The sequence below is a fragment of the Prochlorococcus marinus str. MIT 9313 genome (genome assembly GCF_000011485.1).
Taxonomy (GTDB): Bacteria; Cyanobacteriota; Cyanobacteriia; order PCC-6307; family Cyanobiaceae; genus Prochlorococcus; species Prochlorococcus marinus_D.
Genome location: NC_005071.1, coordinates 1,772,245 through 1,784,464, shown reverse-complemented (window position 1 = coordinate 1,784,464; position 12,220 = coordinate 1,772,245). Strand labels below are relative to the sequence as shown.

The window sequence follows — 12,220 nt, the reverse complement described above, 5'->3', positions numbered from 1 at the left end:
ATAGTTATTGGACCTTGAAAGGATCCTGCGATTGTGCTTGCTTTGCTTGATAAGCAGTTAAGTTTGTGCATGCCTGAGATTGTAGACTCCAACAGCTTGATAATTACCATTAGCTAGAACAGCTTCAGGATGATGATAGAAGCTAAAAGGCTTTTTAATTTCATTGATCTGAAGCCATTAGAGTTCCCCCTTTTGGGATGATTGACTTGTCGATATAATAGTGTTCAGTAAAGCGACGATAAGCTGTTCAGTGAAGCTTGATTTTTTAGAATTAAAATTGATTCTTGAGGCACTCCAGCCCCCTTGTTGGGTGGTTGAAAGTTGGCCTTGTTTTTAAGGCTATTACCAATGCTTGCGCAAGTCTCGACTCCTTCCCAGATTGTATGTCAGTCAATGTACTAAGAGTTTTAGCCCTGCGCTCTATTTCCATAGAATGTAATCCTTTGCTTATTCCCACAGCTTTTCTACCTCAAAACATGTTTTATTGTTGATCAATATGACTCATGTGGATGAATCAAAAGCTACAGATTGTAGTATGGAAGTAGAAATAGCTTCTTTCGTTGAGGTTGAGCGACGTGAACTGTTCGTAAGTGAGCTCAATTGGGCGGGCAATAGCGCGGCATTCTCATTAAGTTAATGATGGTAGATTTCTTTGCCGACAAGTAATGGATGAGCCATGATACTTTGCGGTTTAAGTTGGCACATAGATTTCATGCAGCTATGGCTTTGAGCCTAATGTTTTGCTCTTTAGCTGATGCTTCTTTTAGGGGCTATTTGTGGAGTCCTGGCCATTCTTTGTTGTTTTCTAATTTGCTGCATTAGTTGCAAGAGATAGAAGTAAACTTGTCTGGTTGAATCAGTCAATCATTATTGAAGCTATCGTTCTATTGGGAACAGAAGCTCCTGTCCCTGAACAGCTGGTAATATCAACTCATGAATTCACCTATGCATTGTATTATGATTTTTTCACCTCTTTAATGAATGCATCTTCGCTCGAAGCATGTATCACATTGTGGCTGCTGAAATCTGGCTAGTGTTTTCTATGTTGAATTGGGGCGGACATTTCGATTCTCCTCAGTCATAAAGAGTCATTCCGTAGTCAACACTGAGGCTATTTGCTATGGGAGAGAATGATTGATTGAGAGGTTTTTGAGGGTCTTGGCAAGATGACAAGGATCAATTTAGTGATTAGATATTTCAGTGAATGCTGCCTCTATTGAATCTCAAATTCATGATCAGTCAGTAGCGATACTTTTCTATTCCAGCTTCTTCCAGTAGGCATGCCTCTAACTTGAGATCAGTACCTTTCGCAAAACAGTAGAGTTCACGATTGCCTAATATTTCTTAAAAGATGACTCAGATAGGAATGTAGTGTTCCAGAGTAATGACTTGGCTAACCTTTCTGCCTTGCTCCTCGTTCATATTCTGATCTAGTGAAAGAGCTGAAGAGCCCATTCGATCATCTTCCATCTCTCAGCCAGCAAGAGGCACTCAAGATTCTTTGTACGCCTATCAATAAGTTGGAGTTGGACAGTGATTACTACAAGGCAGCCTTTCACCTAAGCAAATTCCCTGGACCCTTGACAGAAGAGGCCTTGTTGCGCCTGGTTGAGTCAGAGTCGTCTGAATTGCCTGTTGTGATTGCCCGTAAAAAGGCCGTTGAGGGCTTGGCTCGTCTTCGTTGTACCGCTGCAATTCCTGCCATTGGTCGCTGCCTTACAAGCACTGATCCAAATTTGGTTGAGATTTCTGCTTGGGCCCTTCAAGAGTTGGATTGTCAGGACCCTGATCTACATCAAGTCATGCTGTCTTTGCTAGATGATCCCAAGCAGCATCGGCGCGTGTTGATTCAGAGCCTGGCTTGTCTTGGGGTGGTTTCAGCGGCATCAAGAATTGAGTCTTTGCAGGATGATGCCACGCCTGGTGTTCGTGGTGCTGCTCTTGCTGCAGTGTTTAGGCTTTGCGGCAAAAAAGATCGACTGATGGAGCTGGAGTTGCATCTGGCCCTTCCTGTTCAGATGGATCGACATCTTGCAATTCAGGATGTTATCGATGCAGGTGAATTTGATTTACTTAAGGCTACTTTAAGGGCACCTGTATCTCCGACCTTTCGCATGCGGGCCTTGAATGCTCTTTGGCCTGAAAAGTTGGTAAAGAAGAATGGACTTGATTTGCTGGTTATTTTGGATGGGCTGATGCTTGATGACCCAGATGATCTTGATCTGGTGCATCATTATGATGAATCCCCTAAAGATGCCTTCCTGATTGAGGAACTATTCGGGACTGATTTTAGTCGCTGTTATCTTGCTGTTCAGACCTTGCGTAGTCGCAATCCAACAGAGCTTTGGCCTTTGTTATTGAAATGCTGGGAACGAGCAAAGAAGGATTATGGTTCGCTCTATTTCTTTATGCTTCTTTTTAGATCTATGACCGATTGGCCGGAAACAGCACAACAGAAAATTCAGGATTTCTGCTTCTCTGCACTTGATCGGCGTTGGCCTGATTTTATTAAATTCAAGCCAGCTTCCATCCTTACGCTGATGCAATATAGCCCCGAGATTGGTTGTTCCTATTTGTCTCAATGGCTGAACCCAGAGAAGTCTCCTTACTGGGCCTGTCGATATGCAGCATTATTGGCTATTGAGCCTTTGCTTCATGTAGAAGAATGGGGCACATTGGTAGAGAATGTGGTTAGAAGTAAGGAGGACCCACATCGCTTTGTTCGAGCTAAGGTTAATAGTCTTGAGATGAATCGTATCGGGGCTTCTCATCCTGTAAGTTAAGGGTATTCTTCTTTGTTGCTGATTCCCCTTGCTCGTGAATCTTGGATAGCAGTATTGATTATAGATTTAGTGCTTTATTTATTATTATTTTACTGGTTAACTATCAAGATATTGAGCCTATTAATTTCTTCATGCTTTTATCTCGAAGTGTTCGAGAGGACCTGGCTTTTGCAAGGTAAAAACGGCAATGGCTTAGTGGGCCTGGAAAGCAGGATGTGAGTTCATGGGACAGTTAATAGATGTATTGAACTGTCATGGGATTTCTCCCTCCTGTTATTTCATTCTTGCGACACATCAATTGTTTCTTTGATGTGTTAATTCAGTGTGAGGAAGAGCGCAACCAGCTTTCGTTAAGATGATCGCCTAGATTGACAATACGTTGGAAGTGAAGTGGACCGTGCTTTGAGCCCCAGAGCTGTTCATGTGTTTTTGGGTCAAATCCGCGATCTCGACTAATCCAAATTTTTTCATCAAACTCCACCTCGCTGACCAGATAAGTCATGGTGTTGTTGCGAGGAACTAGGCAGTTGTTACCAGGTTCAACTTGTCCTTGATATTGGTTTGGTTTTACTTCCTTGAAGTGCATAGAGCAGCCCCGTCGCGGAAGGAGCGTATCAGCGCATAGGTGATTGAGAAGGTCAGGGTAAAAACCTGCGCCAGCCAAGCGCTTAGGCTCTTGCAAACTATAATTCTCCAATATGAATGCTTCTTTGTTCGCTAGTAATTTATGCACGCCTTGACGATAAGGACGCCATGGATCATAATCGTAACTTTGCTCTGAATAATATCCAGGCCCCTTAAATACATCCCATAATAGTGGCCTAAAGTAGATATTGATTCTGGCAAAGTGGATTGGATCTTTCTGAGCTTGCTCCTTGTTGCTGTAGTGAGCAGCTAATGTTTTGGCGAAACGCAGTAATGAACTCTGACGCATCTTTTTTTGTTGATCCTTTAGTTTTTTAGCCTGCGTACTTCCGAGGCAAAAGATGTTTGCAGGACGCCTGAGCCTTCTGATGTTCGTAGAACTGATGATCGGCACCGAATGTGTTTGGAAACAAACCAGATTCTCTCCTCAGCAATAGATTGACCATATTTGGTTATCAGCAGGAAAGTCCCGTCTGATAGGAATTCATAATTTGAGACAGCTTTTTCAGCTTCTGCATAGCCCCTACTTCTTAAGATCACCCCTTTCTCATGGGTTTTTGGGATAGGTATTAAAAGGCATGAGCCCGATGTGACCTCTGACTTTACATTTGGCTCCCAGTCACTTTCAGCTTGCCATTCCATTTTGAACGGCGATACGGGCATGCTGTTGTGACTTGTCGTGGACTTGAGGAGTTGGATAACTTCCGGATCTTCGCTATTGACCTTTTGGATGCGAATCTCGCTTAGTACTTCCTCAAATTGTTGGAAGGCTAGTGAATGGCTACTTCGCATTGACCGCCATGTACCTTCACATTGAGCAACGAACTGCTCAATGTTCATCAAGAGATTCGTTTGAGTCTTCGTTTTGACCACTTGGCTGATTGCCACTGGCTTTTTGAATCATGCGTACCATGGAGTCAACCATCATCGACATTGCCATGGGAATTTCTTTCCCTGAGGGGGTTAGGGCAGATTGATCACCCGGTTGTTCACTTGAAGGGGGGCGAAACAGAGGCATGGGGAAAGTCGGTGATGGAAAGTTCAGTTTGTCGCCCTGTCGACAGCTCAATGGTTTGCAGGGAAATCATCTCCCTTTGGCCATGATAAACAAGCAAGAGGTGTCTTCCTGTGAGCTGGAAGCCAAAATCTTTAATTGTTTTCAGTTTGCATGGCTTCATGATTTTTTTGGCTTGGATATAAGGTCATCAACCTATAGATTCATCCTTGTCAGTCGCTAGCAGGCGAGAGAAGAAGAGCAATCAGGAGCCGCTTAGGTATAAATACTTGCGGGCCGTCTTGCTCGCTTTCTCTGCCCGGCCATTGACCCAGGCGATTGCCCTAACTCAAACAAGCTCTATCTAATCTCTGGAAAATTACGCCACCATTCAATCGCTTCTTGCTTCATCTGCTCAATCTTGTCTTGGTCTCGCAGTAGAAATTGGAGAAGAGTGATGAAACAAACTTTGCCTCGTTGAAGCTTCTGAGATGGACAGGCAGCGTGGCACCGATACCATCGGCAAGATTCTTTCTGGGAGGAAATAACTGATGACGGTCAGTGAAAACAAGGCCTCTTTTGAAAAGTTGCTTAGTAAGCAACTGCATGGTTTTAGTCAGTTGAGTGAGGCCTTAATTTTGAGGCTGATTCAGCTTGAAGAAAGGGTCGCGACACTTGAGAGTAGTCAATGTTTGAAAGATGATGGCTGCCATGAAGCCACTAAGAAGCTCCTTGTTGATAGTGAGGAGCGCGTGAGGCACCTTCAGGGGCTTTTAGACGTTGATCCAGGCCGATGTACCTCGTTCAACCTCGCTTACGCGATTTCATCAGAAGGGCAGACCCTTCAAGAGGTTAAGCCTGAGAATAGTGAATCAGACCAAACCTTTAATTTGAAGACAGAAGATTTCCAGGCAGAGGGGAATGTTGATCAGTGCCTTGAGAATGGAGATGGGGCTTCTGACGATGATGTTGGTGATACTCAATGCGTGGAGGATGCGCAAACAAATCTGCTTTTAGCCTGATCTATATTTTAGATCAGATCAAGAAGTCGGATGCGAAATTGAGCCACTTCTTTGGCAATGGATGGAGATCCCAATAGGAATGGGTGGTCTTTGATCGTGTCTAGGACTAGATTTAGTTTAGTCTCCTGACTAAGCTTATTTCCCTCTTTTTTAGACTGATAGTTCTTCCAGGCCTCATCAAATATCATCGCAAAATTGTCTGCATTATTGAACAGGCGGTCGCTCTTTTCGTTGGACGGAGAGAAAGACACGGCAATGGGCATCTTAAATTGATGCCAGGACCCAGATTTGAACTGGGGACACGGCGATTTTCAGTCGCCTGCTCTACCAACTGAGCTATCCCGGCTAGTCGCCTTCGCGACCTCGGAATCTTAAATCACTGGGTGAGGCAAAGCCTTGCCAGGGTGGTGATGAAATCATTGCCTTAGGCCGCTGGGTCAGCAACCTTGCTGTGGCGCAAACCCAATCGCGTCTTGGCGGCGATGATCATGATGCTTCAGGGGGCAGTCCAAAGCTCATCAGTAGATCAGCAGTGGCGTTGTCGTTCCTGCGTTGATGGTGAGCTTGTTTTTTGCCATCAAAGCCTTCTGCCTGATCGATCGCTCTAGTCTTTGCGGTGATGAGCTGCGCACTGTGATTCAGGCGTTTTAGCTCGCAGTTCTTTCCATCTTCGATTAGTAGAAAACCGACTCACACCCTCCCTTCTATGACTTGATGCTCGGGGGCTGGGGGCAGTCTGTTGGACAAAGCGCTATCAGCCTGCGTGTTTCCTCCTGGTTGGCCCATCTGGCTAGAGGAATTCTCATGCTTACTCAGGCTGCCGGTTTGGCTCGGTGTCTTGTTCGAGCAGTTGATCTTGTCGCTCTGTTGGCTTTCTGCATTCCCTGCCCTATGCGCTTTTCAATTGAAGGTAAAGGCCATGCATGCCCTGTTGGTATCTATGACGGCGTTTGCTCTTTTGACTCGTGGCCTAATTCTTGACCATGCATCTTTTCGGCTAAAGCTAAACATTGCCTCTGGACTGACAGTCGCCCTGTTGGCCAGACTCACCCATTGCGAATGGTTTTGGGGTTGTATTTGCTCTTTTGTTTTGGGGTTTTTGCCAGGCAGATCGCACCACCTACAGTAATGCCAAGATTCTGCAAGCAATTTCTGGCTGCCAGAGCTGTGGCACCAGTGGTGAGGATGTCATCAACAATCCAAACCCGATGAAAGGACCAGTCAGTTGCGTTGTTGCTAAGGCCTGGCACCGCTTCGAATGAATGAATTTGATTTCGCTGGCGTAGCTCTCTGTCGAGATGGTGTTGTCCCACGGTTGCATGGCGGCGGCGTAAGAGGCCATGGCAGGGACGGCATAAGCCACTGGCCAGAAGTTGGGGTACAGGATTTGCTCGGCTTAGGCTTTTCCAGCTCGGAATCGGGACCAGCACAGCGTTGATGGGGACGAGCGGGGTCAGCAGTTTTGCTAAGGCGTGGATGGCTGAGAGCTTCCGATTGCGACGCAGATTCAACAACAGCCGGCGGAGATGACCTTCGTACCAACCCAGCGCACGCCAGTTCAGGGGACTGAAGCCTCTTAAGCCATCGGCTGGTAGATCGAGTTTCATGCAACAGTTCAGGCAAGGCTTGGAACACTCGGCATCTGAGGTAATCGCTGCCCGGCAGATGGGGCACTGGGGTTGCATGAGCAGGGCATGACCTGCTCGCATCAGGGATGAAAGCAATGCAGTTCAGCTTCTGAAGCAAGGATTCCTCTCGTTCTTTTGGCAGGGTTCCCTTATGAGGCAATATCAGCCAGATGATTTCGGCATGGCTTTCAGCATGGCCACCAGAGTGTGATGGGCATCTTCACTATCGTTGAGAGTGTGGTCGAACTTGATCTCTAAGGCATCCCCATCCACTTCAAGTTCCATCTTTTCTGAGGTAATTAAAATCATCTTGGCTGTTTGGGGGTCTTTAATTCCTCCGTAGTAACGCGCATAATTCATAACAGCTTCTGCATGGTCGCCATTCATGTGGCGACAGATGCGTGCACTGACATCAGGGGTGAGGGGATCGGAGCTCATCAGCAGTGATGTTGGAAATTTTGAGACTAGAGATTGGAGAGCCTGAAGTGAGCTCTTCCCACTAGGAGTTAGTCAAAGCGCTGATCAAGAAGGAAGTCTCTCTAGTTCCATCACATTGAAGCTCATTGAACTTATCTTCATGACAACCAGTCCAGTCAAAATGTGGTTATGCCATTTGGTTAGCACCATTCAGAGCTGGTGATCCGCTTCTTGCTTGGTACTAACCAAGTTGTGTTGAGGAGAGATCGCTTGCAAGGCCAGACGGGCGACTCCGGCAGCTGGTGGATTGGTGCAAGTCTTGACGGGTATGCCAAGGATCCGTTCTCTTAATCGACGCCATTGGGGATTGCGGGCACCCCCTCCCAGGCTGATCACTTGCTTGGGAGGGGGTGCGCCAAGTTCTTTGAGACGTTGCCAGCCTTGCAATTCGATGTGTGCGAGGCCTTCTAGCAGGCCATGGAGGTACAGGGAATCGCTCACAGGTCGTGGAGTTAGCTGTGGTTCGAGTGTGGGGTCGTCAATTGGGAAGCGTTCGCCGGGGCCGGGAAGAGGGCGCAGCATTAGACCACTGTTGAACTCTGGATTGATCTGGCGGCTTAACTCTTTGAGCTGAGTATCACTGAACAGTTGTCGAAGGACGCTGCCCCCGGCATTGGAGGCTCCGCCGCAGAGCCATCGTCCGCCAACGCGATGGTTGGTGATGCCAGCACCACGGATTGGACCTTCCGTAAAACGTTTCAGCACAAGAGTGCTGCCCAGCACGGTAATGCCGTCGTCGGGACCTGCATTGGCAGTTAAAACAGCAGCATTGGCGTCGGTGGTACCTGCTACTACGAGGAGTTGTTTCGGTAGGCCAAGGCTTTGGGACTGCTCAGGTGCCACCGTACCCAGAACTTTGCCGCTGCTTACGATCTCAGGAAGTGCTGCCCGCCAGGCTGTCTCGGCAAAGCTGGTAGGCCAGGCCTGATCAATCAAATTCCAGCCCAAGCGCAGGTTGTTGCCTTCTTCTCCCCAGCACCAATTGTCTAGCAACCAGCCGCTGATCCAGTCCGCTTGATGGCGAAGCAGAACAGAGGGGCCATGTGTGCTGATGAGTCGTAGAGCTCTTGCCAGGCTGCTGCTCACACTTGAGGCTGGTTCTTCATGGGATACAAGGGAGATGAGTGATGGCCTTTGTTCCGGGCAGCTCAGGTGATATGGCAGCGCTGTGTCGAGTGGTTTGCCAGAGCGGTCGCAGGCCAGCAGTGTTCCTGATGTGCCATCGATAGCGACTGCACCCAGGTTTTGTCGCAGGCTGCTAGGTAAAGCACGAATCAGCTCTGTGCAGCAGGTTTTCCAGTCTTCAGGACTCTCAAGCCCTTTTGGATAGTCCGTTTTGCTTGTGTGGATCAGCTTGCCGTGCTCGTTGAGCACGGCAAGCCGTACGCCGCTGGTGCCAAGGTCGATGCCGAGCGCCAGGGACGAGTTAGGCATGGGGTTTCTAGAGGCTGCTTCCCTGTTTTTGTTGTTGGGCCTCTGCTTGAAGCAGAGTGGAGGCCTTGTCAGTAACGTCTTCCCAGGGAAGCTTTAGATCAGGGCGGCCGAAGTGGCCATAGGCAGCAGTGTCTTGGTAGAACCGTCCTCCGCGTTGCTGAGGCAGCTGACGCAGCTTGAATTGTTCGATGATGGCACCAGGTCGCAGGTCAAAATGGTCTTGCACCAAGGCTGTGAGTTCGTCATTCGTGACTTTTCCGGTGCCAAAAGATTCCACTAGGATCGATACGGGTTTAGCCACGCCAATGGCATAGCTGAGTTGCACCTCTGCACGTTGAGCGAGGCCTGCTGCTACAAGACACTTGGCCACAAATCGTGCGGCGTAGGCAGCAGAGCGGTCCACTTTGGTTGGGTCTTTGCCGGAAAAGGCTCCACCACCATGGCGGGCATAGCCGCCGTAGGTATCTACGATGATCTTCCGGCCAGTAAGGCCAGCATCCCCCTGGGGGCCTCCCACCACAAACTTACCGGTTGGATTGACTAAAAAGCGGGTCGCCTCACGATTGGGTTTGAGGGGGAGGTCAGCAGTCGCTGGTTCTACGACATGGGTCCAGAGGTCTTGAGTGATCCGCTCACGGATTCCATTCTCATCTGAGATGCCCTCTACCTCCGAGGTGTGTTGAGTGGAGATCAAAATCGTGTCGATCGCGACAGGACGGTCGTTTTCGTAGACCACACTGACTTGGGTTTTCCCATCAGGTAGCAAGTAGCTCAGAGACCCGTCATGACGGACTGCAGCGAGTTGACGGGCAAGGCGATGGGCGAGGCTGATGGGTAGGGGCATCAGCTCAGGGGTCTCGTCGCAGGCGTAGCCAAACATGATCCCTTGGTCTCCTGCTCCCACCTTGTCAAGAGGATCACCTGAATGGTCGTCGGCTTCATTAACCCCTTGGGCGATGTCTGGTGATTGTTGATCCAGGGCAACGAGCACGGCGCAACTCGTGGCATCAAACCCACCTGCACGAGCACCGCTATAACCAATCTCGCGGATTACGTTCCTAACAAGATGGATGAAATCAACCTGGGCGTTTGAGGTCACTTCGCCTGTAATGAGGCAGAGCCCTGTGTTGACAACTGTTTCACAGGCAACTCGGCTGCTGGGGTCTTGAGCGAGTAGGGCGTCTAGAACGGCATCACTCACTTGATCACAGATCTTGTCGGGATGCCCTTCTGTGACGGACTCAGAGGTGAAGACGTAACGGCTCATGGAGAACTGAAGTTATGCGTAATTTTAGGGTCTGCCTTGACGGCTACTTGACGGCTAGATCATTCCAGTGGTGGATGAGGTGGTGGTAGTTCGTCAGTGTTGGGGGTTGATTCCAGCCGGCCATGTAACCAAGGCTGAGACCTATACCAGCCTGTCGAGCCATCTGTAAATCGGAATCGGCATCACCAATCAAGGCGCACTGGGCGGGGGCTAATCCCATTAACTGGCAGAGTCTTTTGACGGCATTTGGATTGGGCTTAGCTGGTCGATGCTCAGCGCTCCAGAGCTCGGTCACCGTGTCATGAAGATTGTTTTGGTTCAGGAACGTCTCAATCCCTGAGGCGCTGTCATTGCTAATCACGGCGCAGGTCACCCCTTGTTGTCGCAGCGCTTGCAAGACCGTAAGGGCACCTGGTAGCAGAGTCCTTTTTGTTACTAGGCAGGGCACTTCATTCTCAAGAGCATCCACAGCTGCGAACACTTCATTGGCCAGAGCAAGAGCCTGTGGCCAGCCTTCTCCGAGCAGACAGAACACCGTTGCTGTGGAGATTAAGTTGTGATGCCTTGACGCTACGGCGATCGTTCCGCCTGGATCGAGTCCTTCAGCGTTGAGGCCATAGGCAGCAGAGAGAAGCTCCTCAATTTTGCAAACCACACTTTCGCTGGCATTCCCTCCGTGAAACCGACGAATGGCTTGTTCGATTCTTCCCTTTGCCAGAGTGAGCAGATGGGGTTCGCTATGGCAAAGGGTGCCATCCTTGTCGAACAGCACCCCTTGGATCTTGCCGATGGGCGTCCCCCTCAGCAATAGTTGAGGCATGGGCTAGCTATCAGGATTAGTCGAGGGGGACAACTTCTGGATCTTCGCCTTCCTCGGCCTGCTCGAGCAGCATTTGCTTGTAGCGGGCGGCCATTTCTTCAGCTTTGTCAAAGACCTTTTGTGGATCGGTGAGCATGTCTCCGGGTTCGGGCTCAAGGGCCTTGGTAGATAGTGAAATTCGACCTCTCTCCGCATCGAGATCGATGATCATGACCTTCATCTGATCATTCACGTTAAGAACCGAGTGGGGGGTCTCGATATGCTCGTGACTAATTTCGGAGATGTGAAGTAGGCCACTCACGCCACCGATGTCGATGAAGGCTCCGTAGGGCTTGATGCCGCGAACGGCGCCGATGACGACTTCGCCAACCTCAAGGCGATTCATCTTCCTTTCAACCAGAGCACGGCGATGGCTCAGTACCAAGCGATTGCGTTCTTCGTCGACTTCGAGGAATTTCAAAGGTAGGAAGTCCGCGACAAGCTCTTCCTTTGGCTTGCGGGTGCTGATGTGTGATCCGGGGATGAACCCTCTCAGGCCTTCCACCCTGACCAGGGCACCCCCGCGATTGGTCGCAAACACTTCGGAGTAAATGGTGGCATCTTCCTTTTGCAGCTGCCTTACCCGTTCCCATGCACGTTGGTATTCGATGCGGCGGATTGAAAGGGAAAGTTGTCCGTCTTCGTTCTCCTCACTCATGATGAAGAACTCGCGGATCTCTCCTGGAAGTAAGACGTCGCTGAGTCCTTCAACCCGATTGATTGACACTTCCTGAAGGGGCATGAAGGCTGCTGTCTTGGCCCCGATGTCGATCATTGCGCCCTTTGATTCAAGGGCAAATACCGTGCCGTTGACAATGTCACCTGGCTTGAAGTTGTAGTCGTACTTGCTCAGTAGTGATGCAAATTCATCGAGGGTGAATCCAGCTCCACTCAGGTCGTTTTTGGCTGCTCGGCTGCTTGGGTCATCGGCTGTTGGGACATCCTCTGGAATGCTCAGGTCTTCTTCAGCCAAGGCTTGCTTGGCAGCTTCGGCTGTTTCAGAAGTGGTATTGATTACCTGCTCGCTGCTAGTGCTATCAGCAGCAGAGTCCTGAACTTGTTCAGTAGGGGTCGCAGACATTGTTGGATGGCGGTCTGCCCTATGGCAGTG

General features: G+C 49.3%; 12 protein-coding genes and 1 tRNA gene. 2 read left to right on the top strand and 11 right to left on the bottom strand.

Annotated features, from left to right (window positions below):
- Positions 1-1,433 precede the first annotated feature (1,433 nt).
- Positions 1,434-2,783: a HEAT repeat domain-containing protein gene (locus AKG35_RS08985; RefSeq protein WP_011131046.1), complete on the top strand. Its 1,350-nt coding sequence runs from the start codon at positions 1,434-1,436 to the stop codon at positions 2,781-2,783.
- A 319-nt stretch (positions 2,784-3,102) separates the two neighbouring features.
- Here AKG35_RS08985 and AKG35_RS08980 read toward each other — a convergent pair whose 3' ends face one another.
- Genes AKG35_RS08980 through AKG35_RS08970 form a run of 3 tightly spaced genes read right to left on the bottom strand, consistent with a single transcriptional unit; the run spans position 3,103 to position 4,446 of the window.
- Entirely contained in the window at positions 3,103-3,717 is a 615-nt protein-coding gene (locus AKG35_RS08980) for a chromophore lyase CpcT/CpeT (RefSeq protein WP_041384638.1), read from the bottom strand.
- Between the two features lie 17 nt (positions 3,718-3,734).
- Positions 3,735-4,268 (bottom strand): phycobiliprotein lyase, encoded by a 534-nt coding sequence (locus AKG35_RS08975; protein ID WP_011131044.1) that lies wholly within the window; start codon positions 4,266-4,268, stop codon positions 3,735-3,737.
- Complete coding sequence (locus tag AKG35_RS08970) at positions 4,258-4,446, bottom strand: hypothetical protein (RefSeq protein ID WP_041384636.1); 189 nt, start codon at positions 4,444-4,446, stop codon at positions 4,258-4,260. Before AKG35_RS08970 ends, AKG35_RS08975 begins: the two co-directional genes overlap by 11 nt.
- A 527-nt stretch (positions 4,447-4,973) precedes the next feature.
- Here AKG35_RS08970 and AKG35_RS08960 point away from each other — a divergent pair.
- Entirely contained in the window at positions 4,974-5,444 is a 471-nt protein-coding gene (locus tag AKG35_RS08960) for a hypothetical protein (RefSeq protein WP_011131042.1), read from the top strand.
- 8 nt (positions 5,445-5,452) lie between these two features.
- Here the strand turns inward: AKG35_RS08960 and AKG35_RS08955 are convergent, their stop codons facing one another.
- The 8 genes from AKG35_RS08955 to AKG35_RS08915 form a co-directional block, all read right to left on the bottom strand.
- A complete protein-coding gene (locus AKG35_RS08955) occupies positions 5,453-5,707 on the bottom strand; it encodes a hypothetical protein (protein WP_011131041.1) in 255 nt (84 codons plus the stop codon).
- Positions 5,708-5,717: 10 nt separating this feature from the next.
- A tRNA-Phe gene (locus AKG35_RS08950) sits at positions 5,718-5,790 on the bottom strand.
- A 700-nt stretch (positions 5,791-6,490) separates the two neighbouring features.
- Positions 6,491-7,153, bottom strand: a complete 663-nt coding sequence (locus AKG35_RS08940) for a ComF family protein (protein WP_011131040.1) — start codon at positions 7,151-7,153, stop codon at positions 6,491-6,493.
- A gap of 81 nt (positions 7,154-7,234) precedes the next feature.
- Positions 7,235-7,510: a DUF2470 domain-containing protein gene (locus AKG35_RS08935; protein WP_011131039.1), complete on the bottom strand. Its 276-nt coding sequence runs from the start codon at positions 7,508-7,510 to the stop codon at positions 7,235-7,237.
- 189 nt (positions 7,511-7,699) lie between these two features.
- The gene (locus tag AKG35_RS08930; protein WP_011131038.1) at positions 7,700-8,983 is read right to left on the bottom strand and encodes an FGGY-family carbohydrate kinase; all 1,284 of its coding nucleotides are present in this window, start codon (positions 8,981-8,983) and stop codon (positions 7,700-7,702) included.
- Positions 8,984-8,990: 7 nt separating this feature from the next.
- Positions 8,991-10,250, bottom strand: coding sequence for a methionine adenosyltransferase (gene metK, locus AKG35_RS08925; RefSeq protein ID WP_011131037.1), 1,260 nt, complete (start codon positions 10,248-10,250; stop codon positions 8,991-8,993).
- Positions 10,251-10,293: 43 nt separating this feature from the next.
- Complete coding sequence (locus tag AKG35_RS08920; protein ID WP_011131036.1) at positions 10,294-11,070, bottom strand: HAD family hydrolase; 777 nt, start codon at positions 11,068-11,070, stop codon at positions 10,294-10,296.
- A gap of 16 nt (positions 11,071-11,086) precedes the next feature.
- Positions 11,087-12,190, bottom strand: coding sequence for a 30S ribosomal protein S1 (locus AKG35_RS08915; RefSeq protein ID WP_011131035.1), 1,104 nt, complete (start codon positions 12,188-12,190; stop codon positions 11,087-11,089).
- Between the last annotated feature and the right edge of the window lie 30 nt (positions 12,191-12,220).

Coding starts and splice junctions, on each gene's coding strand:
- AKG35_RS08980 (WP_041384638.1), bottom strand. CDS start 3,717: ATGCGTCAGAGTTCATTACTGCGTTTCGCCAAAACATTAGCTGCTCAC.
- AKG35_RS08975 (WP_011131044.1), bottom strand. CDS start 4,268: ATGAACATTGAGCAGTTCGTTGCTCAATGTGAAGGTACATGGCGGTCA.
- AKG35_RS08970 (WP_041384636.1), bottom strand. CDS start 4,446: ATGCCTCTGTTTCGCCCCCCTTCAAGTGAACAACCGGGTGATCAATCT.
- AKG35_RS08960 (WP_011131042.1), top strand. CDS start 4,974: ATGACGGTCAGTGAAAACAAGGCCTCTTTTGAAAAGTTGCTTAGTAAG.
- AKG35_RS08955 (WP_011131041.1), bottom strand. CDS start 5,707: ATGCCCATTGCCGTGTCTTTCTCTCCGTCCAACGAAAAGAGCGACCGC.
- AKG35_RS08940 (WP_011131040.1), bottom strand. CDS start 7,153: ATGCGAGCAGGTCATGCCCTGCTCATGCAACCCCAGTGCCCCATCTGC.
- AKG35_RS08935 (WP_011131039.1), bottom strand. CDS start 7,510: ATGAGCTCCGATCCCCTCACCCCTGATGTCAGTGCACGCATCTGTCGC.
- AKG35_RS08930 (WP_011131038.1), bottom strand. CDS start 8,983: ATGCCTAACTCGTCCCTGGCGCTCGGCATCGACCTTGGCACCAGCGGC.
- metK (WP_011131037.1), bottom strand. CDS start 10,250: ATGAGCCGTTACGTCTTCACCTCTGAGTCCGTCACAGAAGGGCATCCC.
- AKG35_RS08920 (WP_011131036.1), bottom strand. CDS start 11,070: ATGCCTCAACTATTGCTGAGGGGGACGCCCATCGGCAAGATCCAAGGG.
- AKG35_RS08915 (WP_011131035.1), bottom strand. CDS start 12,190: ATGTCTGCGACCCCTACTGAACAAGTTCAGGACTCTGCTGCTGATAGC.